Below are 25,979 nucleotides of genomic sequence, written 5' to 3'. Positions count from 1 at the left end.
GAGGGTGGGAGCCCAGAGCATCCGGCCACCGGGCCCGGCGGCAAGTCACCGCGCCGCCCGGCCACCCGTACGGACGCGGATCCCGCTGCTCGAACGGCTCCCGGACGCATGCGGACGGGCCCGGGGGGCATGGACGGAGCAGGACGGACGGGTTCCGCGGCGGGCGGTGCGGCGGCTACTGTGCGCCGTCACGGGGAGCGACGGGGAGGCGGGCCGGCCATTGTTCTACTACATCCTTAAATTCGCCGTTTTCGGGCCGGTACTGAGGCTGCTGTTCCGGCCCAGGATCGAAGGGCTCGAACATATTCCGGAGGACGGCGCCGCGATCATCGCGGGCAACCATCTGTCCTTCTCCGACCACTTCCTGATGCCGGTCGTCCTCAGCCGGCGCATCACCTTTCTCGCGAAACAGGAGTACTTCACCGGGCCGGGCATCAAGGGCCGGCTGACGGCCGCCTTCTTCCGCAGCGTCGGCCAGATCCCGGTGGACCGGTCGGGCCGTGAGGCGGGCAGGGCCGCGGTCCGTGAGGGGCTCGGCGTGCTCGGCAGGGGCGAACTGCTCGGGATCTATCCGGAGGGCACCCGCTCGCACGACGGCAGGCTCTACAAGGGCAAGGTCGGGGTCGCCGTGATGGCCATCGAGGGCCGGGTCCCGGTGGTGCCGTGCGCGATGGTGGGCACCTTCGAGATCCAGCCGCCCGGCCGGCGGGTGCCGAAGATCCGGCGGGTCACGATCCGCTTCGGGGAGCCGCTGGACTTCAGCCGCTACGCGGGTCTGGAGAAGGAGAAAGTGGCGCTGCGGGCCGTCACCGACGAGATCATGTACGCGGTACTCGGGCTCTCGGGCCAGGAGTACGTCGACGCGTACGCCGCCGATGTGAAGGCCGCACAGGCGAAGAAGCCGCCGCACCAGCCGGGCTGACACCGGATCGGCTGTGAGCAGAACCGTCTGGCCCCGGGAGCGAGGCGGACCGTAGCGTCGGCGGCATGAGCAGCAGGGGAAGCGCCTTCGTACTGGGAGCGACAGGGCAGATCGGGCGCGCGGCGGTGCGCGCGCTGGTCTCGGACGGCTGGGAGGTGCGGGCCGCTTCGCGCGGGACGGGCGACAGCGACGACGGCCTGCCGGACGGTGTGCGTACCGTCCGTGTCGACCGGGATGTCGATGGCGCGCTCGCGGCGGCCCTGGGGCACGGCTGCGACGTCCTGGTGGACATGGTCGCGTACGGAACGGAGCATGCCCGGCAGCTGGTGGGCCTCGCGGACCGAATCGGCTCCGCGGTGGTGATCTCCAGTGGCGCGGTGTACGCGGACGCAGAAGGGCGCAGTTTCGACACCCAGGACGAGCCGGACGGTTTTCCGCGCTTTCCGGTGCCGATCCCCGAGAGCCACCTCACGGTCGGGCCGGGCCCGGCCACGTACGGCACCCGCAAGGTGGCGCTGGAGCGTGAGCTGCTGGCGGCGGCCGGGACGCTGCCCGTGACCCTGCTGCGGGCGGGCGCGATCCACGGTCCGCACGGCCGGGCGCCGCGTGAGCTGTACTTCGTCAAGCGGGCGCTCGACGGGCGGCCGGTGCGGATCCTGGCGTTCGGCGGGCGCAGCCGCTTCCACCCGGTGCATGTCTCCAACCTGGCCGAGATGATCAGGCTGGCCGCGCTGCGCCCGGGGTCGCGGGTGCTGAACGGCGGGGATCCCGAGGCGCCGACGGTCGCCGGGATCAGCGCGGCCATCGACGAAGTCATGGGCGTACGGAGCCGGTTGGTGCTGATCGAGGGGCGCGCCGCGGCGGACGGCACGGTGGGCAGCACACCATGGGGCGTCGACCACCCTGTGGTGTACGACATGTCGGCCGCCGAACGTGAGCTGGGCTACCGGCCGGTGACCGGGTACGCCGATTCCCTGCCCGCGACCGTGGAGTGGATCACCGGCCGGCTCCGGGACAGCGACGGGGACTGGCGCGGGGCCTTTCCCACGATGGCCAGGACGTACGACCCGCATCTCGATCTCTTCGACTACGCGGCGGAGGACGCCTGGCTGGGGAACCGGTGACCGAGCGGTCCCCCAGCGGGGGCTGTTACGGCTTCGGCGTGGCGTGCGGGGCGCAGGTCACATCGTGGCGGTCGGTGCTGCCGGTGAGCAGATAGCTGTCCACCCTGCTGTTGATGCACGGGTTGACCAGACCGGTCACCCCGTGCGAACCGGCGTCCTTCTCGATGATCAGGCGCGAGCCCTTGAAGCGCCGGTGCAGGTCGACGGCCCCCTGGAACGGTGTGGCCGCGTCACGGGTCGACTGGACGATCAGGACCGGCGGGAGGCCCTTGCCGGTGTGTACGTCGACCGGGGTCCGCTGCTTCGCGGGCCAGGTGGCGCACGGCAGGTTCATCCAGGCGTTGGACCAGGTCAGGAAGGGGTAGTCCTTGTTCAGCCTGGTGTTGTCCCGGTCCCATGTCCGCCAGTCGGTGGGCCACTTGGCGTCCGCGCACTCGACCGAGGTGTAGACGGCCGTCCCGTTCTCCGCCGAGATATTGCCCGCGGTGTCCGACATATCGGGCCCCGCGGCATCGATCAGCGGCTGCGGGTCACCGGCGAGGTACTGGCTCCAGGCCTTGGCGACCGGTGCCCAGGAGGAGTCGTAGTACGGCGCGTTCTGGAAGAACGCGAGCAGCTCGGCGGGGCCGACGACTCCGCCGAGCGGATGCTTCTTCGCCGTGGCCCGCAGCTTCTCCCACTGCTTTTCGACAGCGGCGGCCGTCTTCCCGATGTGGTACGCGGCATCGTTGGCGGCGACCCAGTTCTGCCAGTCGCTCCAGCGGCCCTGGAAGGCGATGTCCTGGTTGAGGTTGGCCTCGTACCAGATGTTCGACCGCTTCGGGTCGACCACGCTGTCCACGATCATCCGGCGGACATGGCCGGGGAAGAGCGTTCCGTACACCGCGCCGAGGTAGGTGCCGTAGGAGACGCCCAGGTAGTTGAGCCTCTTCTCGCCGAGCGCCGCCCGGATGACGTCGAGGTCACGTGCCGAGTTGGGCGTCGTCAGATACGGCAGCATCGCACCGCTGCGCTTGGCGCAGCCCTGCGCGTACTGCGCGGCGAGCTTGCGCTGGACCCGCTTGTCGGCCGTGCTGTCCGGGACCGGATCGGCCTTGGGGGCGCTGACGTACTGCTGCGGGTCGACGCAGGAGACCGGTGCCGAGTGGCCCACACCGCGCGGGTCGAAGCCCACGAAGTCGTACGCCTTGGCGGTGTTGACCCACAGGGCGCTCTTCGTGGTGGTCCTGGCGGGGAAGCGCATGCCCGAAGCGCCGGGGCCGCCGGGGTTGTAGACGAGGGAGCCCTGCCGCTGCGAGGCGGTGCCGGTGCTCACAGCGCGGTCGACGGCGAGCCGGATCGTCCGGCCGTCGGGGTGTGCGTAATCGACCGGGACGGTCACCCAGCCGCACTGGATCGGCTTCGCGAGCGCCCAGTCCGCAGGGCAGTCCTGCCAGTCGATCCCCGCCCTCGCCGCCCGCGCGGCGGCGACGGCTGCTCCGTGCGCCTCCGAGCCGGCGCGGCCGCGGCCGTCGGCGGTGGCCGACGGCGCAGCCATGGCGCCCGCTATGAGCGTCGCCGCGGCCAGAGCGCCGGCCGAACCGAGCACTGCGGTGCGTCTCACGTGGTACCTCCCCCTGTGCGAAGCGCCGTTCGTGCGGCGCTCTCCAGTACGTACCGGGGATCCTTTCTTGTGAACAGTCCCTGACAACAGGGCGCATGGGCGTTCTTTGCCAACCCGAAATGCGGCGAGGCGGGTCCCGGTGAGCGGTGCAGCCGTGGGCGGACCGCTCCCGTCCGCAACGGGGAACCAAGGGCCGGATGTTGGCGGGCAGCGGCTGAACCCCGTTCGCTGCACGGCAAGTTGGCGTGCTCCGGCCGAACTCGTCCCCGCACAGCACCCGGTGTGCGTGGCACGGTGATCCGTTCGGGCGGCCCGGCCCGCGTGCGGCCCGCCGTTCGTGCGCATACCGGCGTCCGCGCCCGCCTGCCGGAATGGTCCCCGGCCCGGACCACGCGCGGATCCGTCTTTCGGCGGTGGCCGTGACACCGATGGGCGTCCCCCGGAAGACGGAGGGTCGCAGCGGTCCGGCGGGCGCGCCGAGTTGCGCGGCGCGGCGGCGAACTCGCCCAGAACCGGGGCTGCGCCCCAGGTGAGAGCCGTGAAGCCGGGCTGGTCCATGGCCCGGGGAGCGTGGTGTCCACCCGAACAGGCCAAGTGACACGAACCATTACAAATCGGCGCGGTCAGTCATAGATCGGTCCTGCCATGGGTGAAGATCCGGGGGACGACAAGCCCCCGCCGCCGCGGCGGGGCGGTCCGGGCGGACGCCGAGTCCTGCCGCCGCACCCGGATGTCTGGTCGACACGAGTGGATCGGCAGGAGTGGAGGACCCAAGCAGTCCGGGGCGACAGCGACGTCGCTCCTCGGGGTGAAGCCGCCGGGCGGGGCGGCCGACTTGATCAGTCGGCCGGTCCGAACGGCGGCCGGGCAACTTCGCCGGCCCGAACCCGACAGGTCATCCTTCACAGGCGGTTTGCGAAGGGTTGCGCATGACTGCGCAGATTCATATCCCGTCTCTGCTCGCCCGCGCCGGAACAGCATCGGCCCTCACCCTCGCCGCAGTCGCGGGGACCTCGCTGGCACCGGGGGCAGCCGTGGAGGCCCAGGCCGCCGCGCACGCCGCACAGGCCGTACGGATCGCGGCCTCCAAGAAGGGGGCTCCCTACCAGTGGGGGGCGACAGGACCGTCGCGGTTCGACTGCTCAGGGCTGACGCAGTACTCGTACAAGCGGGTGGGCAAGACGCTGCCCCGCACCGCCCAGGCCCAGTACAACCGGGTACGCCATATCGCGGCCTCCGGCCGGCACCCCGGTGACCTGGTCTTCTTCCACTACGGCCGGAGCGTGTACCACGTCGGTATCTACGCCGGGGCCGGGAAGATGTGGCACTCCCCCAAGACCGGCGCGGTGGTGAGACTGGAGAAGATCTGGTCCCGCAGCGTCTGGTACGGCCGGGTGGGCTGACGCCGGGTCCCTGCGGGCGCTGTCAGCCCGTGCCGCCCTCAGCCCTGGACCGGGGCGGTCCAGGGCAGGGCGATCCAGACGGTCTTGCCGCCGTCCCGTGTCGGAGTCACCGTCAGCCGGCCGCCGTTCTCGGCCGCCAGCCAGCGGATGATCACCATGCCCCGGCCGTTGTCCTGCTGCACCGCGGCCGGCAGCCGCTGGGGCCAGCGCGGATGGGAGTCGGTGACCCCGACGCACAGCCGCTCGTCCCGCTCCAGAACGGCCTGCACCGTGAAGGTGGGGGACGCGCCGAAGGTGTGCTGCACCGCGTTGGTCGCGAGCTCCGAGACGATCAGCCGGATGGTGTCCGCCAGCTCCGCTTCGGAGGGCAGCCCCCATCCGGTGAGCACACGGGCCACGAACGTCCGGGCGGCCGGGACCGAGGCCGGCTCGCTCGGCAGGGTGACGGATGCTTCCTGGTGGTCTGCCATGACGGCCTGTCCCTTTCCCACCGCTGCGGCGCGGATCTCGTGCCGGATGCACTTCGAGACGGCCTCGGGTGGCGCTTCGTGCGAGCGTGACACTCATAGTGACCGCAGGACCGGCGATCCACAAAGAAGTGCATATATCTGTCGCTCAAAGTGATGAACTCTGCGACGGAAGACCGTATTTGGCGGCTGGAATGGCACGTTGGCATAAACGGGCCGACCGGAGGGAGAAGGGGGTGCGGAGCAGTCCCGCGGTGCGCCGCGTCAAACTCGGTGCCGAGCTGCGCAGGCTGCGTGTCCTGGCGGGCCTGACCAGCGCCGCCGCGGCCCGGCATGCGGGCTGGCACCAGTCCAAGGTGAGCCGGATCGAGACCGGGCGCAGTGGTGTGAAGCCGTCGGACGTGGCCCTGCTCCTCGATGCGTACGGGGTGGACGACGCCCCGCAGCGCGAACTGCTGGCCGCGCTGTGCGGGGCGGGGGCCGAGGAGAGCGCCGGCTGGTGGCACGCCTACCGGCGGCTGCTGCCCGCCCAGTACCGGGACTTCATCAGGCTGGAGTCCCAGGCCTGCACGGCGCACACCTTCGAGACCTCGGTGGTGCCGGGGCTGTTGCAGACGCCCGGTTACGCGAGGGCGGTCACCCGGGCGTCGCTCGACGGGATGCCCGCCGGGGCCGTCGACTCACTGGTCGATGTGCGGCTGGCGCGGCAGCGGGTGCTGGCGGCGGACCCGCCACTGGAGCTGAGCGCGGTGGTCGACGAGGGCGCGCTGCACCGGCGGATGGGCGGGCGCGGGGTGATGGCGGAGCAGTTGCGGCACGTACGGGAGGTGGCCCGGCTCCCCCATGTCCGTGTGCAGGTCATGCCGTTCGCGGCCGGCGGGCACATCGGACTCACCGGCTCTTTCACAATTTTCTCCTTTCCGAACATCATTGATCTGGATGTGGTCGTTCTCGACCACTTGATGAGTAGCCGTTATCTGGAACGGAAAGAAGACCTTGAGGCGTACAGCGCCGCGTTCCGCAGGATCCAGGCGCGCGCCCTTCCGCAGAAGGAATCGTTGGATCTCATCGCCGGGATCGGTGACGGCGTCTAGGGAGGCACCATGTCCGCACATCCTGCGAATGTCCCTTCCAGTACTTCTCTGAACAGCGCGCGGTGGCGGCGCAGCAGCCGCAGCACCGGAATGAACAACTGTGTCGAGACCGCGCTGCTCGACGGCGGTCTGCTGGCCGTCCGTGACTCCAAGCGGATCCACCGCCCGGCGCTGCTCTTCGGGGCGGACGCCTGGACCTGCTTCCTGGCGTCGGCGCACCGCCGGAGCGCAGCCACCGGCACCGCGGAGCGCGGTACCGCGGGCAGCTGAGGCGGGCGGCTTCCGGCCGGGTGACGGGCGGCAGAAGGGCCGGCGGGGTCCCGTCACCCGGTGGGCGCGGTCCGCAGGACCGTGTCCACCGCCCACTCGATCTGTTCCTCCGTCAGATCGGCGCGTGCGGTGAGCCGCAGCCGTGAGATCCCGTCGGGGACCGACGGGGGGCGGAAGCAGCCGGCCAGCAGGCCCGCCGCGCGGCAGTCGGCCGCCCAGCGCACCGCCTGTTCCGGCGAGGGCGCCAGTACGGAGACCACGGCCGCCTGCGGGCGTACCGCACTGAGCCCGCCCGCGGTGAGACGGGCGTGCAGGGTGTGCGCCACTGTGCGGGGGCGCCCGGCGAGCAGGGGTTCGTCGCGCAGCAGCCGCAGGCTCGCCAGCGCCGCTCCCACCGCCGCGGGCGCCAGGCCCGTGTCGAAGATGAAGGTGCGGGCCTCGTTGACGAGATGGTCGATGACCCGGGCCGGCCCCAGCACCGCACCGCCCTGACTGCCCAGGGACTTCGACAGGGTCACGGTGGCGACCACGTCGGGCGCCCCCGCGAGTCCCGCCGCGTGCACGGCGCCGCGCCCGCCGTCGCCGAGTACCCCGAACCCGTGCGCGTCGTCGGTGATCAGCGCCGCGCCGTAGGTACGGCAGACCGCGGCCAGTTCGGGCAGCGGCGCGGCGTCGCCGTCGACGGAGAAGACCGAGTCGGTGACGGCGACGGCCCGCCCGCCGCCGTGGACGTCCAGCGCCTTTCCGGCCGCATCGGGGTCGCTGTGCGGGACGACTTCGGTCACTGCTCTGGAGAGCCGGCACCCGTCGATGATCGAGGCGTGGTTGGCGGCGTCCGAGACGATCAGGGAGTCGGCTCCGGTGAGCGCGGTGAGCACGGCGAGGTTGGCCGCGTACCCGGACGAGAAGACCAGCGCCGCCTCGAAACCGCTGAACTGCGCCAGTTCGCCCTCCAGTTCGGCGTGGAGTGCGGTGGATCCGGTAATCAGCCGGGAGCCGGTGGCGCCCGCGCCCCAGCGGCGGGCCGCGTCGGCGGCGGCCGCGGTGACGACGGGGTGGCCGCTCAGCCCCAGATAGTCGTTGCTCGCGAGGTCCAGCGCGTCCGGGGCGGCGGACCGCGGCCGGAGCGTACGGACCAGCCCGGCGTCCGACCGGCGGCGCGCCGCGGTGTCGGTCCACTCGAAGGGCTCGCGGGGCTCGGCTGGAGTCATGGTCGGTCCCTTTTTGTAGGCAGTTCACAGACCCTAGCCGGGGCGATGCGGGGTCATGGTGTGGCAATACACACACGTCAGGTGGGAGGTGTTGTTCGGTTCCTCCTTGGCCGGAGGTGGTGGCGTAGGCCAGGATCACCCCTATGGACCTGCTGAACACGCTGGTGGACAAGGGGCTGCGGCGCGAACTGCCGACCCGTGAAGAGGCTCTCGCCGTACTGGCGACGACCGACGACGAACTGCTGGACGTGGTGGCGGCAGCCGGGAAGGTGCGGCGCCAGTGGTTCGAGCGCCGGGTGAAGCTCAACTACCTGGTGAATCTCAAATCGGGCCTCTGCCCGGAGGACTGCTCGTACTGCTCGCAGCGCCTGGGCTCCAAGGCCGAGATCCTCAAGTACACCTGGCTGAAGCCCGACGAGGCGTCGAGGGCCGCGGCGGCCGGAGTGGCGGGCGGTGCCAAGCGGGTCTGTCTGGTCGCCAGCGGCCGGGGGCCGACGGACCGTGATGTCGACCGCGTGTCGGAGACGATCGAGGCGATCAAGGAGCAGAACGAGGACATCGAGGTCTGTGCCTGCCTCGGGCTGCTCAAGGACGGCCAGGCGGAGCGGCTGCGGGCGGCGGGCGCCGACGCGTACAACCACAATCTCAATACGTCGGAGGCCACTTACGCCGACATCTGCACCACCCATGACTTCGCCGACCGGGTCGACACCGTCCAGCACGCCCGGGCTGCCGGTCTCTCGGCCTGCTCGGGGCTGATCGCCGGGATGGGGGAGAGCGACGCGGACCTGGTCGACGTGGTCTTCGCACTGCGCGGCCTGGACCCCGACTCGGTGCCGGTGAACTTCCTGATCCCGATGGAGGGAACCCCGCTGGCCGGGGAGTGGCATCTGACCCCGCAGCGGTGTCTGCGCATCCTGGCGATGGTGCGGTTCGTCTGCCCGGACGCGGAGGTACGGCTCGCGGGCGGGCGCGAGGTGCATCTGCGCACCTTGCAGCCGCTCGCCCTGCATCTCGTCAACTCCATCTTCCTCGGCGACTATCTGACGAGCGAGGGCCAGGCGGGCCGGGCCGACCTGGAGATGATCGCGGACGCCGGTTTCGAGGTGGAGGGCTCGGACACGACGACGCTGCCCGGACACCGTGCGGGTCTGGTGGCGGTACGCCGCAGGGGCGCCGGGACGGATCTCGCGCCCAATGCCTGAATCGGCGGAGCTGCTCGCACTCGACCGGCGCCATGTCTGGCACCCGTACGGTCCGATGCCCGGCCGACAGGAGCCACTGCTCGTCGAGTCGGCGTCCGGGGTGCGCCTGCGGGTGGCCGGCGCGGGCGAGCTGGTGGACGGCATGTCGTCCTGGTGGTCGGCGATCCACGGCTACAACCACCCGGTGCTGAACGAGGCCGCGCGCGGTCAGCTGGACCGGATGAGCCATGTGATGTTCGGCGGGCTCACCCATGAGCCCGCCGTCCGGCTCGCGGCGAAGCTGGTGGAGATCACCCCGGAACCGCTCCAGCACGTCTTCCTCTCCGACTCCGGTTCGGTCTCGGTCGAGGTCGCCGTCAAGATGTGCCTGCAGTACTGGCGTTCCGTCGGCCGCCCAGGGAAGCAGCGGCTGCTGACCTGGCGGGGCGGCTACCACGGGGACACCTGGCACCCCATGTCGGTGTGCGACCCGGAGGGCGGGATGCACGACCTGTGGTCGGGGGTACTGCCGCGGCAGGTCTTCGCGGACGCTCCCCCGGCGGAGTACGAACAGGGGTACGCCGATCACCTCCACGAGCTGATCGGCCGTCATGCGCGGGAGCTGGCAGCGGTGATCGTGGAGCCGGTGGTCCAGGGCGCGGGCGGGATGCGTTTCCACTCCCCCGGGTATCTGCGGGTGCTCCGTGAGGCGTGCGACGCACATGGTGTGCTGCTGGTCTTCGACGAGATCGCCACCGGCTTCGGCCGTACGGGCAGGCTCTTCGCCGCGGACCACGCCGGGGTCGCGCCGGATGTGATGTGTGTGGGCAAGGCCCTGACCGGCGGCTATCTGACGATGGCGGCGACGCTCTGCACCCCTCGGGTGGCCGAGGGGATCGCGCGGGGCGAGGTGCCGGTGCTGGCCCACGGGCCGACGTTCATGGGCAATCCGCTGGCCGCTGCGGTGGCCTGCGCCTCGGTCGACCTGCTGCTCGGACAGGACTGGGAACGGGAGGTCGAGCGCCTGGAAACGGCTCTGCTCGACGGTCTGTCCGGGGCGGCGGAGCTGCCGGGCGTCCGGGATGTCCGGGTCCTCGGTGCGATCGGGGTGGTCCAGCTCGACCATGAGGTGGACATGGCGGCGGCGACCCGGGTGGCGGTGCGCGAGGGGGTGTGGCTGCGGCCGTTCCGCGATCTCGTCTACACCATGCCGCCGTACATCACCGGTGATCAGGACGCGGCACGGATCTGCCGTGCGGTGTGCGCAGTGGCGCGGGAGGCATGACATGACGATTCTGGTGGTGACGGGGACCGGCACCGAGATCGGCAAGACGGTGGTGACCGCCGCGGTGGCCGCCGCGGCACACGGCCGGTCCGTCGCGGTGCTGAAACCGGCGCAGACCGGGCTGCTCCCCGGCGAGCACGGCGACGCGGCCGAGGTGGCACGGCTGGCCGGGGCGGTGACCGCGGTCGAACTGGCGCGCTTCCCGGACCCGTTGGCCCCGGCGACGGCCGCCAGACGCGCCGGGCTCGCGCCGCTGCGCCCGCAGGAGGTGGCGGAGGCGGCGCAGAAGCTGGCCGCCGAACACGATCTGGTGCTGATCGAGGGCGCGGGCGGGCTGCTCGTACGGTTCGACGACGAGGGCGGCACGCTCGCGGACGCGGCCCAGCTGATGGGGGCGCCGGTCCTGGTGGTCGCCCCGGCCACGCTCGGCACGCTGAACTCGACGGCCCTGACCGCCGAGGCGCTGCGCGCCCGGCGGCTGGAGTGTGCGGGGGTGGTGATCGGCAGCTGGCCGGCCGAGCCGGGTCTGGACGCCCGGTGCAATGTGGTGGACCTCCCCGAGGCCGCCGGGGCCCCGCTGCTCGGCGTGGTGCCGGAGGGCGCGGGCCGGCTGGCGCCGGCCGGCTTCCGCGACCGGGCGCGGAGCTGGCTCGCACCCCGCATCGGCGGGACCTGGGTCCGCGCCCAGCACGTCCCGGGAGGTCCTCCGGGGCCGCCGGAGTGCGCCGGGCCATCGGGGGCATGAGCGGGGCAGACAGTGGGACCATGGCCGAACCCGCTGCCGTCCCGTAGTGCCGTCCCGTACGCCGCCGGAGGAGAAGACCAGCGATGCCGCTGCGCAGCACCAGGAACCCACGCGACACCGTGCACCATCCGCTCTTTGCCCGCTTCTACGCCCGGTGCAGCGTCAGCGCCGACCGCACCGCGGGGGTGGCGGCCCACCGTGCCGAACTGCTCGCGGGCCTCTCCGGCCGGGTGATCGAGATCGGTGCGGGCAACGGGCTGAACTTCGCCCACTACCCGGCGGCGGTCTCCGATGTGGTGGCCGTCGAACCGGAGCGCACCCTGCGGCAGTTGGCGGTGCGGTCCGCGATGGAGGCCACGGCCACGGTGGACGTGGTGCCGGGGACGGCGGAGGCGCTTCCCGTGCGGGACGGGACGTTCGACGCGGCTGTGGCGTCGCTGGTGCTGTGCACCGTACGCGACCTTCCGCAGGCGCTCGCCGAGATCAGGCGCGTGCTGCGGCCCGGCGGTGAGCTGCGGTTCTTCGAACACGGTCTGGGCCGGGGCCGCGCGATGGCGACGGCCCAGCGGGCCGTGGACCGTACGGTGTGGCCGCTGCTCTTCGGTGGCTGCCACACGGCGCGGGACACCCTGGCCGCGATCGAGACGGCCGGTTTCGAACTGGGCGCCTACCGGCGGCTGAACGTGCCGGAGAGCGGTCTGCGTCTGCCTTCCTCGCCCTGTGTGCTGGGCAGGGCGAGGCGGCCGGGCCCGTCTGCTGTCGCATGAGGCGCGGGAGGACGGGGTGAAGGCGGGACGGGGGCCGGAAAGCGGGGCACGTCGGGAGCGGAGCGAGGCGGGAGGGCGTGCCAGGGACGGGAGAGCGGGGCGCCGGTGGCTCACAGGCTCCACTGGCGCAGTTCGTCGGCGATGGTCCGGACATCCGCCTTGTCCTGCTTCACCAGCCGCGCCAGATCTCTGACCTGCTCGGGCGAGGTGACGATCTTCAGCCCGCAGGCGATCAGATAGCCGTAGGCGACAGCTGAGGCGAACATCGCGTTGGAGTGCTCCAACGCCGGTACGTGGAGCAGCTGTTGCAGCAGAGCGGCGGCGCGGGCGTACGGGTCGCCGTAGACGGGGATCCCGAAGACCTCCGCCTCGTGCCGGCTGACGGCGGCCACCAGAGCGCCCCAGTCGGTGACGGGCGGATCGCCCGGCGTCTTGTGCTCGGCGACCATGAGCAGCCAGGCGAGATCGATCGTGAGGTTCAACGGCTGCCTTTGCGGCGCTTGGCCGCGGGGGCGGACTCCTGCTTGCCCGTGGGGGCGGACTCCTCCGCGAAGACCGACGCGTACTGCTTCATGAAGTCGGCGGCCGCTTCGACGAAGGTGTGCCCCACCTCGCCGGCGTCCTGGTTGACCAGCTCCTCGATATAGCGGTTCACGCTCACGCCCCGTTGGAGAGCGCGCTGGCGTGCCGCTTCGGCGGTCGCTTCGTCCACACGTACGTTCAGCTGGGTCTTGGCCACACCGCTACGCTAGCGCGCAAGCGCTAGCACCGGCAAGAGCGCCGGCCGGCTCAGAGGTCCAGGACGAGCCCCGGCGACAGGGCGCGGGACACACAGGCGTACATCCGGCCGGCCGGGGCTCCGATGTCGTCCCGGTGTTCGGGCTCGCCGTCGAGCACGGTGAGTTCGCAGCTGCCGCAGACACCTTCACGGCAGCCGGACGGTACGGGGAATCCGGCCTGGTTGAGCGCGTCGAGCAGCGACTCGTCCTCCGGCACCCGGACGGTCCGCCCCGACCGGGAACAGACGGCGTCGAAGGCCGTGTCGGGGCCGAACGATCTGGCCACCGGCTGGAACCGCTCCATCCGCAGCTGCCCGGCGGGGAACGCGGCCTCCGCGGCGGCCAGCATCGGTGCGGGTCCGCAGCAGTAGACCAGCGCACCGGGGGCCGCCCCGGAGGCCAGTGCCGCCAGGTCCGGCCTGCCGTGCTCCCGGGTGGCGACGATCCGGACCCGGTCCCCGTACGCGGAGCGCAGTTCCCCGGCGAAGGGCATCGCGTCGGCCGAGCGGCCGACGTACACGAGCGACGCGGGGATGCCCGAGGCGACCGCCGTCCGCAGCATCGGCAGGGTGGTGGTGATGCCGATCCCGCCCGCGAGGAAGAGGTACTCCGGCGCCGGTTCGAGCGGGAAGTGATTGCGCGGCAGCGACACTTCGAGGGTGCGCCCCTGGCGCAGAAAGCGGTGGATGTACTCGGATCCGCCCCGGCTGAGCGGATCGTGCCGTACCGCGATGCGGTAGGAGTCCTGGTCCGCCGGGTCGCCGCAGAGCGAGTACTGCCGGGTCAGCCAGTTCGGCAGGGCGAGGTCGATGTGCGCCCCGGGGGCCCAGGGGGCCAGTGGGCCGGTGGCACCGCGCAGGACGAGGGATACGACGTCCTGGGCGACCTGGTCGATGTGCTCGACGACGGTCTGCTGCATCGGGAATCCGCTTTCGGCTGGTCGGTCGGGCTGGTCAGTAGAGCTTCCGGTAGGCCTCTTCGAGGCTGCTGTCGATCACCTGGGGGTCGATGTCGAGACCGAGCTGAGCGGTGACGGTCTCGCCCGCTGTCGGGAGTTCATCGGCGAGGGCCTGGCTCGCGGGGTCCCACAGCCGGGACCTGAGGAGCGCCCGGCCGCAGTGGAAGTAGACCTCCGCCACGTCCACGACGAGCGCCAGCAACGGTTCCCGGGCCTCGGTCCGCATCCGGGCGAGCACGTCAGGTTCGTCGGTGGCATAGGCACTGCCGTTGACCCGCAGCATTTCGCGTACTCCCGGGACGAGGAAGAGCAGCCCGACCCCGTCGTTCTCGGCGAGATTGCGGAAGGAGTCGGCGATCTTGTTGCCGGGCCGGTCGGGGATCGCGAGCGTGTGGGGGTCGAGGACCTTCACGAACCCGGGGTAGTCGCCGCGGGGCGAGCAGTCGGTACGTCCCGCGGCGTCCGCCGTGGCCAGGGTCAGGAAAGGCGAGTGGGCGATGAAGCGGTGCACATACTCATCGACGTGGTCGAGCTTCTTGTCCTTCATCATCGCGTCGGGCTCGCCGAGCCGGGTGCGTACTCCGGCCGGCGACACCCGCCGGGGGCGTGTACGGGGAGATGTCACGAGGAGTCCTTTCCTGAGCGGCACGTGGCGACGGCGCTGCGCTGCTCCGCCGCAGTCCATGGCAGTATTGTGAGCAATTGCTCATGTCGTGCGCCACTCGCTTTCGGGTCGTGCTCCAGGAGGTGCCGTGGCATCGGGTTCCCGCAGACTTCAACCACGTAAGAAGCCGCTCCAGGCCAGATCCGAACTCACCCGGCAGCGCATCCTCACCGCCGCTGCTCACGTTTTCGCCGAGCACGGCTATGCCGCCGGGACCACCAACCGGATCGCCGAGCAGGCGAGGATCTCCATCGGCTCGCTGTACCAGTACTACCCGAACAAGGACGCGATCCTGGCCGAGCTGCTGAACCGGCACCTCGACGCGGGGGTGGCGGCGACGCAGCGGCTGGAGGAGGAACGCCCCGGCTCTCTCGAAGAGGTGATCCGCGGCTTCGTCCGGGTCTCGATCGAGAACCACCAGGACGACCCGCAGTTGCTGCGCGTCATGGCCGAGCAGGGGCCGCGCTCGCCCGAACTGCTGGAGAGGGTCTCCCGGTCCCATCGGGCACGGGTCGCCTACACGGAGGAACTGCTGGGGCGTTACCCCGAGGTGCGGGTCGACAACATGCGCGTCGCGGCCCGGCTCGTCGTGTCCACGGTCGAACTCATCGTCCATCAGCTCATCGCCGCGCCCGACTCGATCGGTGTCCCGGAGTTCGAGAACGAACTCGTCGCGATGCTCACCCGCTATCTCACGGCCGGACCCTCCGGGCCCACAGGCGAAACGGCTCGCCCCCCGGAGGAACCGTCTGATTGGCTCGCCCCATGAGCGATCACGGCATACGCAGCGCCACTCTCGCCGACGTCGACGCCGTACTGCGGTTCTGGAGAATCGCCGCGGAGGGAACCAGCGTCACCGACGACCGCGACGGCGTCGCCCGCCTCATCACCAGGGACCCCGGTGCCCTGCTGGTCGCCGAACGTGACGGCGTACTCGCGGGGACCGTGATAGCGGGCTTCGACGGCTGGCGGTGCTCCCTCTACCGCCTCGCGGTACGGCCGGACCTCCGCAGGCAGGGCATCGCCGCTGCCCTCCTGGAAGCCGCGGAACAGCGTTTCGCAGCCCTCGGCGGGCGGCGGGGGGACGCCATGGTCCTGGAGGACAACGCACGGGCCCACCGCACCTGGACCGCGGCTGGCTACCATCGCGAGGACCACTGGCGACGGTGGGTCAAGCCGCTGTAACCCCGGACAGTCCCGGTGCGGTCCCGCTCGGAGCGACCCGCGCTTTGCCTTTCCTTTACGATAGCTGTCCCCGTACCACCGACCGAAAGGTGTGAGCGTCCGCCCATGGGCGAGCCTCCCAGCAGCCGACATCGCGCGTTCCTCCCCTCCCTGGCCGATCATGGGACGGAGGTGAACCGATGACCGAGGTGCTTCTGCTCATCGTGGCGCTGCTGCTCTCGCTGGCCTGCTCGGCCTTTGTCGCGGCGGAGTTCTCGCTCACGACCGTCGAACGCAGCGAGCTCGAAGAGGCCGCCGAGCGGGGCGAGCGCGGCGCGGCGAGCGCACTGCGCGCGGTGCGCGGCCTCACCTTCCAGCTGTCCGGCGCCCAGCTCGGCATCACGGTCACCAACCTGGTCATCGGCATGCTCGCCGAGCCCTCGATCGGGAAGCTGCTGCGCGGGCCCATCGAGTCCGCGGGCCTGTCGTCCGCTGCCGCATCCTCGGTCGGCCTGGTGATCGGCACCGCGCTCTCCACCGTCTTCCTGATGGTGGTCGGCGAACTGGTCCCGAAGAACTGGGCGATCTCCTCGCCCCTGACGGTGGCCAGGATGGTGGCCACCCCCCAGCGGTGGTTCAGCGCCGTCTTCCGCCCGCTGATCAGCCATCTCAACAACACCGCGAACCGGTTGCTGCGCCGGCTCGGGATGGAGCCGACGGAGGAGCTGGCCTCGGCCCGTTCGCCTCAGGAGCTGGTCGCACTGGCCCGGCACTCGGCCAAGGCGGGCGCGCTGGAGGAGGACACCGCCGAGCGCTTCGTCCGCACGCTCAACCTGGCGGATCTGACGGCCGAGAACGTGATGACCCCCCGCGTCCAGGTGGTGGCGCTTGAGGTGCAGGCCAGTGCGGAGGACGTCGCCAACGCCACCCGCGCGACCGGGCTCTCCCGCTTCCCGGTCTACCGGGGCAGCCTCGACCAGGTCGTCGGGGTCGCCGACATCAAGGACGTGCTGGCGCTCCCGGCGGAGCGCAGGCCCCGCTTCCCGGTCTCCGAGCTGCTCCGCGAGCCCCTGCTCGTACCGGAGACACTGACCGTGGACCGGCTGCTCGACCGGATGTACGGCAAGCGCACGATGTCCGTGGTGATCGACGAGTACGGCGGCACGGCCGGGGTCGTCACGCTGGAGGACATCGTCGAGGAAGTCGTCGGCGAGGTACGTGACGAGCACGACCCGCACGAGACGCCCGACCTCGCCGGTGCGGGCGAGGACGCCGACGGCCGGCCGGTCTACTCGGTGGACGGCGCCGCGCGGACCGACCAGCTGGAGTCGATCGGCCTGCGTGTGGCCGAAGGCCCGTACGAGACCCTGGCGGGTCTGGTCGCGACCGAACTCGGACGTATCCCGGCCGAGGGAGACCGTGTCGAGGTGGCCGGCTGGCGGATCGACGTGGTCGACGCGAGCGGGCGGCGCGCCGCCCGGCTGCTGCTGCACGCGCCGGTGACGGGCGGCGACGAGGACGGCCCGGAGGCGGAGCACGGCAGAGGCGGCGCGGCGGGCAGGAACGGCAAGGACGACGGAAAGGACATGCGATGACCGTGGTCCAGCTGTTCATCGGGCTGTTGACGCTGGTCGTCAACGCCTTCTTCGTCGGCGGTGAGTTCGCCCTGATCTCCGTCCGGCGCAGCCAGATCGAACCGGCGGCGGATGAGGGCGACCGGCGGGCACGGAGCGTGCTGTGGGGGCTTGAGCACCTGGCGGCGCTGATGGCGGCGGCGCAGCTCGGCATCACACTCTGCACCCTGGTCCTCGGTGTGGTCGCCGAACCGGCCATCGCCCATCTGCTGGAGCCGGTCTTCCATGCCGTGGGGATGCCCGGCGGGCTGATCCACCCGCTCTCCTTCGTCATCAGCCTCACCGTGGCCACCTATCTGCACATGCTCTTCGGCGAGATGGTCCCGAAGAACATCGCGCTGGCCGGACCGGTACGGGCGGCTCTGCTGCTCGGCCCTCCCCTGGTCACCCTGGCACGTGCGCTGCGTCCGGTGATCTTCGCGATCAACTCCTTCGCCAACGCGCTCCTCAAGCTGTTGCGGGTCGAGGCGAAGAGCGAGGTGGCGGCCACCTTCACGGACGACGAGCTGGCCCGTCTGGTGACCGACGCATCGGCGGCCGGGCTGCTCGACGACCGGGCGAGCGAGCGGCTGCACGATGCGCTGGAGCTCGGCCGCAGGCCGGTGCGCGATGTGGTCGTGCCGCTGGAGCAGGTGGTGTACGCGCGCCTCGGGACGACCCCGGAGAAGCTGGAGCAGTTGTCGGTCGACTCCGGCTTCTCCCGTTTCCCCGTGGTGGACGAAGGCCGGCGGATTCTGGGATATCTGCACGTCAAGGACGCACTGGACGCGCTCCCGCGCGATCTGCCGTTCACGGTCTCCGCGATGCGGCCCATCGCCCGGGTGCGTGCCGCGAGCCCGCTGGACGACGTACTGACGGCGATGCGCCGCAGCCGTACGCATCTGGCGGCGGTGAGGGGCGACGACGGCACACTCGCCGGTCTGGTGACGATGGAGGACGTGCTGCGGGAACTGGTCGGGCGGCCGACGGCGCCGGCAGCCGGGGGCGGCGAAGGCTGAGCACTACGGACGGCCGGGCACCACGCTAGGATCATCCGGCGATGGAATTGAATGCCTCCTACACCAGTCTGGTCGCGGTCGGCGACTCCTTCACCGAGGGAATGTCCGACGGCCTGCCCGACGGCTCGTACCGCGGGTGGGCCGACGTGCTCGCCGCACGCCTGGCGGCACGGACCCCCGGCTTCCGCTACGCCAATCTCGCCGTACGGGGAAAACTGATCGGCCAGATCGCGGACGAACAGGCGGAAGCGGCGGCGGCGCTACGGCCCGACGTGGTGACACTGGTCGGAGGACTCAATGACACGCTGCGCCCCAAGTGCGACATGGGAATGGTGCGCGGACGGCTTGAGGAGGCGGCGGGGCGGCTGGCTCCGGCCTGCGGGCAGCTGGTACTGATGCGCAGCCCGGGGCGGAACGGGCCGGTGATGGAACGCTTCCGCCCTCGCATGGAGGAGCTGTTCACCTTCATCGACGACCTGGCCGCACGGCACGGCGCGCTGGTGGTCGACCTCTACGGTGCTCCGGCCCTCGGGGACCAGCGGCTGTGGGACGTGGACCGGCTGCATCTGACGGCGGAGGGCCATCGCCGGGTGGCCGAAGCGGTGTGGCAGACGCTGGGACTCGCGGCTGAGGACGACTGGCGGGCGCCGCTGCCCCCGGCCTCTGCGGCCCGCTGGGCGGCACGGCGTACCAGCGATCTGCGGTTCGCACGCGAGCATCTGGTGCCGTGGATAGGGCGGCGGCTGACCGGACGCTCATCGGGTGACGGGCGCAACGGTGCCCAGTTCTGCCCCGACAGCGGGAAGGCGTTCTGGATCACGCCGGCGGACGACGGCAACCCCGGTCCCGTGACCGGCTGGCGCCGGCTTGAGGTGACGCGGGACGTGTCGTAGGGGCATGGCGGTACGGCGTGGGTCGGCCGGTACGGCATTCCTGGGGCGGGCCGTCGTCGTGAGACGGCGGCAGGGCGTAGAGCGGCGGCCTATGGGCGGGCGTGGACAACTCGCATGAAGTCAGGAGTCGGGAGTCGGGAGTCGGGCGGGATCCGGATCACTCCCGGGCGAAGGGATCTTCGGCAGCCGGATCAGAGGGCCTCACGGGCGAGGGCGCGGACCGTGGAAACGGTGTCCGCGTCGGCGGGGCCCTTGTCCTCGCGGTAGCGCAGCACACGGGCGAAGCGCAGCGCGAGACCGGCCGGATAGCGCGGGCTTCGCTGCAGGCCGTCGAATGCCACCTCCACCACCAGCTCGGGCCGCACCCGCACCACGTACCCGTCCCTGCTGACCTCGCGCGCCAGCAGTTCACGGGTCTGCCAGACCAGCAGTTCATCGGTGAGGCCCTTGAAGGTCTTGCCGAGCATCACCCAAGGACCGGGATCCCCTGCCTCGCCGCGAGCGGCGAGATGGAGGTTGCTGAGCATGCCCTGCCGCCTTCCATGCCCCCACTCCACCGCGGTCACCACCAGGTCCAGCGTGTGCCGGGGCTTCACCTTGATCCACCCGGCCCCGCGCCGCCCCGCCGCGTACGGCGCTGCGGGGTCCTTCACCACCACACCCTCCTGTCCCCGCGCGACGGCGTCCGCGAAGTACCGCTCGGCTTCGGCCGTGTCACCGGTGACCGCCCGCGGAACGCGGAGTTCCGCGGGCACCACCGCGTCGAGCGCCTCCCAGCGGGTCCTTGCAGGCAGGTCGATGAGTTCGGCGCCGTCGCGGTGCAGCAAGTCGAAGAAGTAGACCCGCAGGGGCACTTCGGCGCGCAGCCGGTCCGGGTCCTGGCGGGACGCGGTACGGGCGGCCGTCACCTGGAACGGCAGTGGGCGCTCGTCGGGCCCGACAGCGATGGCCTCCCCGTCGAGGACCGCGGAGCGCACCGGCAGCTCCGCCACCGCCTCGACCACTTCGGGCACCCGCGAGGTGATGTCGTCCAGGCTCCGGGTGAAGACAGCGATGGTGTCGCCGTCGCGGTGGACCTGGACCCGGATGCCGTCCAGCTTCCACTCCAGAGCGGCGGTCCCGGCCCGTTCCAGGGCGGCGGCCACATCGGGCGCCGCCGCTGCGAGCATCGGCCGCACCGGCCTGCCCACTTCGAGGCCGAACGCCCGCAGCGCCGCCGGCCCGCCTGACAGCGCGGCCGCCGCCACGGCGCGGGCCGAGCCGCGGAACATCAGGGCCCGTCTGACGTCCGACGCGGCCACCCCGGCGGCCTTCGCCACCGCGTCCGCCACCACGGAGTCGAGTGCGCCCTGCCGCAGTTCACCCACCAGGACGGCGCCGAGGAACGACTGCTCCGAAGCCGTGGCCCGGGAGAACAGCCCGCGGAGCAGCGCACCGCGTTCGTCCCGCGAACCGGGCCCGTGCACGGCGGCCAGTGCGGCCAGGACGTCCAGGGTTTCCCGTACACCGAGCGACGGATCAGCGGCGGGTTCCGGAAGGTCGCGCAGAGCGGCGGGTCCCACTCCGATCCGCATCCGCCTGGACTCGCCGGAGAGCAGGGACACGGCCGCAGGCAGGTCATCCGGCCGCAGGCCCCGCAGATACTCCGCCAGCAGGGCGGTCTTCGTGTTCCTGGCGGATTCCGAAGCGACGGCGCGGGAGGTGGCGGCGAGTTCATGAAGCAGCATGGCGGGCTCCGGGCCGGTGGAAGGAGCTGGGCGGCGGTCCAGGATCCGTACCCGTTTTTCCCGAGCCGTCCCGGTGCGACGGTCCGGCCGGCCCCGGCACACCGCCGTGGACGTACGGACTCGCGTACGGGGCAGCCCGACGCACTGCTGACCGGCACGTACGTCTCAGTCCGCTCGGCCGGCGCTCCTCAGCGCACTCCGTGCGGGCGGAACTGCACACTGATGCGGGGCCCCACAGGGCGCGCCGTCTTCAGGATCGCGTGCTCCCAGGTGCGCTGGCAGCTGCCGCCCATCACGATGAGGTCGCCGTGCCCCAGCGGTGTGCGTACGGTGCGGCCGCCGCCTCGCGGCCGGAGCGCCAGGCTCCGGGGAGCGCCGAGGGAGAGGATGGCCACCATCGTGTCCTCCCTGCTGCCCCGGCCGATGGTGTCCCCGTGCCAGGCCACGCCGTCCCGCCCGTCCCGGTAGAAGCAGAGTCCGGCCGTGGTGAAGGGCTCTCCGAGTTCATCCGCGTAGTGCGCCCCGAGTGCGTCACGGGCCTCGTCGAGCACCGGGTGCGGCAGAGGATCGTCCGCGCCGAAGAACGACAGCAGCCGCGGCACCTCCACCACCCGCTCGTACATGAAGCGCTGCTCCGCGTGCCAGGGGACGTCCCGCACCAGCACGTCGAAGAGCGCGTCCGCCCCGGCGAGCCACTGCGGCAGTACATCGATCCAGGCGCCCCGCCCCAGCCGGCTGCGGCGCACCTCGGCCAGGGGGCGCAGACCGGTCGCGTCGCCCTGGTCGAAGAGGGAACTCTGCAGGTGGACAGCCATACGACCCAGCGTACCCGAACGCATATTCGAACGCGGTGTCCCGATCCGAACCCCGTAGCAACCTACGAACAGAACCGGGGCACCGGCCTGCAGGAACCGCCAGTAGAATGCCTTCACGTGACTGCAAAGCCTCGCATCCCCAACGTCCTGGCCGGCCGCTACGCCTCAACGGAGCTCGCCGTCCTCTGGTCCCCCGAGCAGAAGGTCAGGCTGGAGCGCCGGCTCTGGCTCGCCGTACTGCGGGCCCAGCAGGATCTCGGGATCGAGGTGCCGGAGAACGCGCTCGCCGACTACGAGCGGGTGCTCGACCAGGTCGATCTGGCGTCGATCGCCGAGCGCGAGAAGGTCACACGGCACGATGTGAAGGCGCGGATCGAGGAGTTCAACGCCCTCGCGGGGCATGAGCAGATCCACAAGGGCATGACCTCGCGCGACCTCACCGAGAACGTCGAGCAGCTGCAGATCCGGCTCTCCCTGGAGCTGATGCGGGACCGCACCGTCGCCGCACTCGCCCGTCTCGGCAGGCTGGCCGGTGACCACGCCGAGCTGGTGATGGCCGGGCGTTCGCACAATGTGGCGGCGCAGGCGACGACGCTGGGCAAGCGCTTCGCGACGGCCGCCGATGAACTCCTGGCGGCGTTCGGACGGCTTGAGGACCTGCTGGGGCGTTATCCGCTGCGCGGCATCAAGGGCCCGGTCGGCACCGCCCAGGACATGCTCGACCTGCTGGGCGGCGACGAGTCGAAGCTGGCCGGGCTGGAGCAGCGGATCGCCGAACACCTCGGCTTCGCGCACGCCTTCACCTCGGTCGGCCAGGTGTACCCCCGCTCGCTCGACTACGAAGTGGTGACCGCTCTGGTCCAGCTGGCGGGGGCCCCCTCTTCTTTGGCCAGGACGATCCGGCTGATGGCCGGGCACGAGCTGGTGACGGAGGGCTTCAAGCCGGGTCAGGTCGGTTCGTCCGCGATGCCGCACAAGATGAACACGCGCTCCTGCGAGCGGGTCAACGGTCTGATGGTGATCCTGCGCGGATATGCCTCGATGACCGGCGAGCTGGCCGGTGACCAGTGGAACGAGGGCGACGTCTCGTGCTCGGTCGTCCGCCGGGTCGCCCTGCCCGACGCGTTCTTCGCCTTCGACGGACTGCTTGAGACCTTCCTGACGGTGCTCGACGAGTTCGGCGCCTTCCCGGCCGTCGTCGCCCGTGAACTGGACCGGTATCTCCCGTTCCTGGCCACCACCAAGGTGCTGATGGGCGCCGTACGGGCGGGGGTCGGCCGCGAGGTGGCGCACGAGGTCATCAAGGAGCACGCGGTCGCGTCCGCGCTCGCCATGCGCGAGCAGGGCGCCGAGCGCAACGAACTCCTCGACAAGCTGGCGGCTGACGAGCGGATGCCGCTCGACCGCGCGCAGCTGGACGCACTGATGGCCGACAAGCTGTCCTTCACCGGCGCAGCGGGCGCCCAGGTGGCCGCCGTGGTCTCACGGATCGAGGAGGTCTCCAAGCGGTACCCGGAGGCCGCCGCCTACGCCCCCGGCTCGATCCTCTGATCCGGCGATGAGGTCCGAAGAGCTCGAAGCCGCCCGCGACCGCATCGTCCCCGATGTGGTCGCCGAGGGCTTGGACGTACTGTTCTGCGGGATCAACCCCGGCCTGATGACGGCCGCGACCGGCCATCACTTCGCCAGGCCCGGCAACCGGTTCTGGCCGGTGCTGCATCTGTCGGGATTCACGCCCCGCAGGTTCGCCCCGTCGGAACAGGACGAACTGCTCGCCCTCGGCCTCGGCATCACCAATGTGGTGGCGCGGGCATCGGCCCGCGCCGATGAGCTGAGCGCCGAGGAGTACCGCGAGGGCGGGCGCGTGCTGACCGCCAAGGTGGAGCGGCTGAGGCCGCGTTGGCTCGCGGTCGTGGGCGTCACCGCCTACCGCACGGCCTTCCGCGAACCCAAGGCCCGGATCGGATCGCAGACCCGCGCGATCGGCTCGACCCGGATCTGGGTACTGCCCAACCCGAGCGGCCTCAACGCCCACTGGACCGCGGCGACGATGGCCGAGGAGTACGGCAGACTGCGCGCAGCCGCACAGACCTCAGCGGCACCCACTGCGGTGCCACAGACCGCACTGCCCGGGGCCAAGCTGTAACCACCGGAGCCGCCCGGCTGGACCCGCCGTACGCTACGGCGGGTCCACTTCAGTGACCACCACGACCAGGCGCAACTCCTGCTTGTCGCATTCCGGTATCTTCCGCAACTCCCGTGCCGCCTGCGCTTCCGGTGTTCCGGCCGCCGCCCCCTCCACGGCACCGATGGCGATCCACCGTTCTTCCGCCCTCCAGAGATGGAGGAACGACATGGTGGTGCACAGCTCATCCCAAGGCTCCGGTATCTCCTCCCCCTCCAACCGCCGGGTCAGCATGCTCCACAGGCTGCACACCTGCGCCTCGCCCCATCGGGAGTCCAGCACAGCCACAAGGCCCTCGTACTCGGCCCGGAACTGGTCCCCGGCTTCGGGGCCTCTGCCCCCGCCGCTCAACGCGTCGCAGCTGACCAGAACCGCCAGGTGATATCCGGGGCCGCCCGGTCCGGTGTCCGACCACCCGCGCCGGAGGGGGAACGCACGGGCCCGCAGACGGTCGATGGTGGCGACGTACTGAGCGGTGGTCATCCACTCAGTAAACCCTCCGGCACTGACAGTTGGCCGCCGGGGCCGGGGACGGGGCCGGGGACGGCGGGAGGTCGGCAAGGCCCGCACCCTGCTTCACGTCGGTGCGGTGCCGGCGAAGCCGGAGGCTGGGAGCCGGGGCCGGGAGCTGGGAGCTGGGAGCCCGCGACCGTAGACAAGCGGTGATTGCCGCGTACGAGTCCGGGTTCGTGGCGCCCGCCCGAGCCGGCACCGGTTCGGCAGCCGCTCGCAGCACGACCTGTCACCCGGTACCATCCGGGCACACACGCATGAGCTGAGCTGGGAGGACGACGTTGGGGCAGCTGACCGGCGGGGATCCCTCGTTGCTGCGACGGATCAACTCATCCGTGGTGCTGCACGCACTGCGCGGCGAGGTGTTCCCGACCCTGACGGATCTCACCCGTATCACCGGGCTGTCGCGGCCTACGGTCGAGGGCGTGATCGAAGGGCTGATGGCGGCCGGTCTCGTCGTCGAGGACGCCCCGGAGGAGGAGGGCGAGACCAGGCGTCAGGGACGTCCGGCGCGGCGGTTCCGTTTCCGTGCCGAGGCCGGGCATCTGCTCGGTATCGAGATCGGACCGCACCGGGTGGCCGCCCTGGTCTCCGGCCTTGACGGAGAGATCATCGGCGCCGGTTCACGCGAAGTACCGGAGACGGCGCCGGCGGACGAGCGGCTGGAGCGGGTACGGAGCACCGTGGCGGATGTGCTGCGCCGGGCCGGAGTCGCACGGAGCACTCTGCGCGCGGTGGGTGTCGGCAGCCCCGGGATCGTGGAGGCCGACGGGACGGTCCGGCTGGGCACCGCGCTTCCCGGGTGGACCGGGCTTGCGCTGGGCGAGCGGCTGCAGCGGTCGTTCCGCTGCCCGGTCCTGGTCGAGAACGATGCCAACGCGGCGGCCGTGGCCGAGCACTGGAAGGGTGCGGCGACGGACTCCGACGACATCGTCTTCGTGCTCGCGGGGCTGAGTCCCGGGGCGGGATCGCTGATCGGCGGTCGGCTGCACCGCGGGTTCGGCGGCGCGGCGGGCGAGATCGGCGCGCTGCATCTGCTGGGGCGCGGGGTCAGGCCCGAGAAGCTGCTCTCCACGACCGACGAGCCGCTCCACCCGCTGGACGAGCGCGCGGTCGCCGAGGTCTTCACACATGCGAAGGAAGGTGACACCCGGGCGCGGGCCGCCGTCGAGCGGTTCATCCAGCGGCTGGTCCACGATGTGGCTGCGCTGGTCCTGGCGCTCGACCCCGAGCTAGTGGTGATCGGCGGCTGGGCGGCCGGACTCGACGGGGTGCTCGAGCCGCTGCGCGGCGAGTTGGCGCGCTACTGTCTGCGCCCTCCCCGGGTCGCGCTGTCCGTGCTCGGTGAGGCCGCGGTGGCGACCGGTGCGCTGCGGCTGGCGCTCGACCACGTGGAGGAGGAACTCTTCGCCGTGGAGGGCACGGTGACGGCCCGCCGCTGACGCCCGTCACCGGAAGGGCCCGTCCCGGCAGGTGGGTCCGTCCCCCGAACAGGGGCTCCGCACCAGTGCGTCCCACACACCAGCTCCGCACCAGTGCGTCCCACACACCAGCTCCGCGCCCGGTGCGTCCCT

Annotated in this window: 27 protein-coding genes and 1 pseudogene; 18 read left to right on the top strand and 10 right to left on the bottom strand. The window is 71.4% G+C overall.

The window, feature by feature from the left end; translation table 11 throughout:
- The first annotated feature begins 220 nt into the window (after window positions 1–220).
- Window positions 221–922, top strand: a complete 702-nt coding sequence (locus ACWGKJ_RS12455) for a lysophospholipid acyltransferase family protein (RefSeq protein ID WP_385019166.1) — start codon at window positions 221–223, stop codon at window positions 920–922.
- Between the two features lie 65 nt (window positions 923–987).
- Window positions 988–2,046, top strand: a complete 1,059-nt coding sequence (locus ACWGKJ_RS12450; protein WP_385019168.1) for an NAD-dependent epimerase/dehydratase family protein — start codon at window positions 988–990, stop codon at window positions 2,044–2,046.
- A 25-nt stretch (window positions 2,047–2,071) separates the two neighbouring features.
- On the opposite strand, the gene ACWGKJ_RS12445 is transcribed toward ACWGKJ_RS12450, so the two are convergent.
- On the bottom strand, window positions 2,072–3,583 hold the full coding sequence (locus ACWGKJ_RS12445; RefSeq protein WP_385019268.1) for an alpha/beta hydrolase: 1,512 nt from the start codon (window positions 3,581–3,583) through the stop codon (window positions 2,072–2,074).
- Window positions 3,584–4,578: 995 nt separating this feature from the next.
- On the opposite strand from ACWGKJ_RS12445, the gene ACWGKJ_RS12440 reads away from it, so the two are divergent.
- Window positions 4,579–5,052: a C40 family peptidase gene (locus ACWGKJ_RS12440; protein ID WP_385019170.1), complete on the top strand. Its 474-nt coding sequence runs from the start codon at window positions 4,579–4,581 to the stop codon at window positions 5,050–5,052.
- 38 nt (window positions 5,053–5,090) lie between these two features.
- Here the strand turns inward: ACWGKJ_RS12440 and ACWGKJ_RS12435 are convergent, their stop codons facing one another.
- A complete protein-coding gene (locus ACWGKJ_RS12435; RefSeq protein WP_385019172.1) occupies window positions 5,091–5,522 on the bottom strand; it encodes an ATP-binding protein in 432 nt (143 codons plus the stop codon).
- A gap of 233 nt (window positions 5,523–5,755) precedes the next feature.
- Here ACWGKJ_RS12435 and ACWGKJ_RS12430 point away from each other — a divergent pair, with 233 nt between their 5' ends.
- A complete protein-coding gene (locus ACWGKJ_RS12430) occupies window positions 5,756–6,613 on the top strand; it encodes a helix-turn-helix domain-containing protein (protein WP_385019174.1) in 858 nt (285 codons plus the stop codon).
- 9 nt (window positions 6,614–6,622) lie between these two features.
- Window positions 6,623–6,883, top strand: a complete 261-nt coding sequence (locus tag ACWGKJ_RS12425; protein ID WP_385019176.1) for a DUF397 domain-containing protein — start codon at window positions 6,623–6,625, stop codon at window positions 6,881–6,883.
- A gap of 53 nt (window positions 6,884–6,936) precedes the next feature.
- Here ACWGKJ_RS12425 and ACWGKJ_RS12420 read toward each other — a convergent pair whose 3' ends face one another.
- Window positions 6,937–8,094, bottom strand: a complete 1,158-nt coding sequence (locus ACWGKJ_RS12420; RefSeq protein ID WP_385019178.1) for an 8-amino-7-oxononanoate synthase — start codon at window positions 8,092–8,094, stop codon at window positions 6,937–6,939.
- 143 nt (window positions 8,095–8,237) lie between these two features.
- Between ACWGKJ_RS12420 and bioB the strand changes: the two genes are divergently transcribed.
- From bioB to ACWGKJ_RS12400, 4 genes are all read left to right on the top strand, one after another.
- On the top strand, window positions 8,238–9,299 hold the full coding sequence (bioB, locus tag ACWGKJ_RS12415) for a biotin synthase BioB (protein WP_385019180.1): 1,062 nt from the start codon (window positions 8,238–8,240) through the stop codon (window positions 9,297–9,299).
- Entirely contained in the window at window positions 9,292–10,563 is a 1,272-nt protein-coding gene (locus tag ACWGKJ_RS12410; RefSeq protein ID WP_385019182.1) for an adenosylmethionine--8-amino-7-oxononanoate transaminase, read from the top strand. Before bioB ends, ACWGKJ_RS12410 begins: the two co-directional genes overlap by 8 nt.
- 1 nt (window position 10,564) lies before the next feature.
- On the top strand, window positions 10,565–11,308 hold the full coding sequence (gene bioD, locus ACWGKJ_RS12405; RefSeq protein ID WP_385019184.1) for a dethiobiotin synthase: 744 nt from the start codon (window positions 10,565–10,567) through the stop codon (window positions 11,306–11,308).
- Between the two features lie 83 nt (window positions 11,309–11,391).
- Window positions 11,392–12,075, top strand: coding sequence for a class I SAM-dependent methyltransferase (locus ACWGKJ_RS12400; protein ID WP_385019186.1), 684 nt, complete (start codon window positions 11,392–11,394; stop codon window positions 12,073–12,075).
- Window positions 12,076–12,185: 110 nt separating this feature from the next.
- Here ACWGKJ_RS12400 and ACWGKJ_RS12395 read toward each other — a convergent pair whose 3' ends face one another.
- Genes ACWGKJ_RS12395 through ACWGKJ_RS12380 form a run of 4 tightly spaced genes read right to left on the bottom strand, consistent with a single transcriptional unit; the run spans window position 12,186 to window position 14,437 of the window.
- Complete coding sequence (locus tag ACWGKJ_RS12395) at window positions 12,186–12,557, bottom strand: fic family toxin-antitoxin system, toxin component (RefSeq protein WP_385019188.1); 372 nt, start codon at window positions 12,555–12,557, stop codon at window positions 12,186–12,188.
- Window positions 12,554–12,814: an antitoxin gene (locus ACWGKJ_RS12390; RefSeq protein WP_385019190.1), complete on the bottom strand. Its 261-nt coding sequence runs from the start codon at window positions 12,812–12,814 to the stop codon at window positions 12,554–12,556. Before ACWGKJ_RS12390 ends, ACWGKJ_RS12395 begins: the two co-directional genes overlap by 4 nt.
- 50 nt (window positions 12,815–12,864) lie before the next feature.
- Window positions 12,865–13,773: a PDR/VanB family oxidoreductase gene (locus ACWGKJ_RS12385; protein ID WP_385019192.1), complete on the bottom strand. Its 909-nt coding sequence runs from the start codon at window positions 13,771–13,773 to the stop codon at window positions 12,865–12,867.
- A 34-nt stretch (window positions 13,774–13,807) separates the two neighbouring features.
- The gene (locus ACWGKJ_RS12380) at window positions 13,808–14,437 is read right to left on the bottom strand and encodes an MSMEG_1061 family FMN-dependent PPOX-type flavoprotein (RefSeq protein WP_385019194.1); all 630 of its coding nucleotides are present in this window, start codon (window positions 14,435–14,437) and stop codon (window positions 13,808–13,810) included.
- A gap of 127 nt (window positions 14,438–14,564) precedes the next feature.
- Between ACWGKJ_RS12380 and ACWGKJ_RS12375 the strand changes: the two genes are divergently transcribed.
- The 5 genes from ACWGKJ_RS12375 (at window position 14,565) to ACWGKJ_RS12355 (ending at window position 19,165) form a co-directional block, all read left to right on the top strand.
- Window positions 14,565–15,245 (top strand): TetR/AcrR family transcriptional regulator, encoded by a 681-nt coding sequence (locus ACWGKJ_RS12375; protein ID WP_385019196.1) that lies wholly within the window; start codon window positions 14,565–14,567, stop codon window positions 15,243–15,245.
- Window positions 15,242–15,661, top strand: a complete 420-nt coding sequence (locus ACWGKJ_RS12370) for a GNAT family N-acetyltransferase (protein WP_385019198.1) — start codon at window positions 15,242–15,244, stop codon at window positions 15,659–15,661. The genes ACWGKJ_RS12375 and ACWGKJ_RS12370 overlap by 4 nt, the downstream gene beginning before the upstream one ends.
- Window positions 15,662–15,840: 179 nt before the next feature.
- On the top strand, window positions 15,841–17,235 hold the full coding sequence (locus ACWGKJ_RS12365) for a hemolysin family protein (protein WP_385019200.1): 1,395 nt from the start codon (window positions 15,841–15,843) through the stop codon (window positions 17,233–17,235).
- Window positions 17,232–18,272, top strand: coding sequence for a hemolysin family protein (locus tag ACWGKJ_RS12360; RefSeq protein ID WP_385019202.1), 1,041 nt, complete (start codon window positions 17,232–17,234; stop codon window positions 18,270–18,272). The genes ACWGKJ_RS12365 and ACWGKJ_RS12360 overlap by 4 nt, the downstream gene beginning before the upstream one ends.
- Before the next feature lie 41 nt (window positions 18,273–18,313).
- Window positions 18,314–19,165 carry an SGNH/GDSL hydrolase family protein gene (locus ACWGKJ_RS12355; RefSeq protein ID WP_385019204.1) on the top strand — a complete coding sequence of 284 codons (852 nt, stop codon included), beginning with the start codon at window positions 18,314–18,316 and terminating at the stop codon, window positions 19,163–19,165.
- A 191-nt stretch (window positions 19,166–19,356) separates the two neighbouring features.
- Here the strand turns inward: ACWGKJ_RS12355 and ACWGKJ_RS12350 are convergent, their stop codons facing one another.
- Both ACWGKJ_RS12350 and ACWGKJ_RS12345 read right to left on the bottom strand, forming a co-directional pair.
- Window positions 19,357–20,892, bottom strand: coding sequence for an ATP-dependent DNA ligase (locus ACWGKJ_RS12350; protein ID WP_385019207.1), 1,536 nt, complete (start codon window positions 20,890–20,892; stop codon window positions 19,357–19,359).
- Window positions 20,893–21,080: 188 nt separating this feature from the next.
- Entirely contained in the window at window positions 21,081–21,707 is a 627-nt protein-coding gene (locus tag ACWGKJ_RS12345; RefSeq protein ID WP_385019209.1) for an alpha-ketoglutarate-dependent dioxygenase AlkB, read from the bottom strand.
- A 117-nt stretch (window positions 21,708–21,824) separates the two neighbouring features.
- Here ACWGKJ_RS12345 and purB point away from each other — a divergent pair, with 117 nt between their 5' ends.
- Window positions 21,825–23,258 carry an adenylosuccinate lyase gene (gene purB, locus ACWGKJ_RS12340; protein ID WP_385019211.1) on the top strand — a complete coding sequence of 478 codons (1,434 nt, stop codon included), beginning with the start codon at window positions 21,825–21,827 and terminating at the stop codon, window positions 23,256–23,258.
- A 7-nt stretch (window positions 23,259–23,265) separates the two neighbouring features.
- Window positions 23,266–23,853: a G/U mismatch-specific DNA glycosylase gene (gene mug / locus ACWGKJ_RS12335; protein WP_385019213.1), complete on the top strand. Its 588-nt coding sequence runs from the start codon at window positions 23,266–23,268 to the stop codon at window positions 23,851–23,853.
- Window positions 23,854–23,886: 33 nt separating this feature from the next.
- On the opposite strand, the gene ACWGKJ_RS12330 is transcribed toward mug, so the two are convergent.
- A complete protein-coding gene (locus ACWGKJ_RS12330; RefSeq protein ID WP_385019215.1) occupies window positions 23,887–24,375 on the bottom strand; it encodes a hypothetical protein in 489 nt (162 codons plus the stop codon).
- A gap of 149 nt (window positions 24,376–24,524) precedes the next feature.
- Here ACWGKJ_RS12330 and ACWGKJ_RS12325 point away from each other — a divergent pair.
- Both ACWGKJ_RS12325 and ACWGKJ_RS12320 read left to right on the top strand, forming a co-directional pair.
- A pseudogene (locus tag ACWGKJ_RS12325) lies at window positions 24,525–24,590 on the top strand (DNA-binding response regulator); the annotation flags it as partial.
- Window positions 24,591–24,686: 96 nt separating this feature from the next.
- The gene (locus ACWGKJ_RS12320) at window positions 24,687–25,847 is read left to right on the top strand and encodes an ROK family protein (protein ID WP_385019217.1); all 1,161 of its coding nucleotides are present in this window, start codon (window positions 24,687–24,689) and stop codon (window positions 25,845–25,847) included.
- Window positions 25,848–25,979 lie beyond the last annotated feature (132 nt).

This window comes from Streptomyces sp. NPDC054757 (assembly GCF_053612185.1).
The sequence above is the reverse complement of the archived record's forward strand: the minus strand, read 5'-3'. Positions and strand labels throughout refer to the sequence as shown.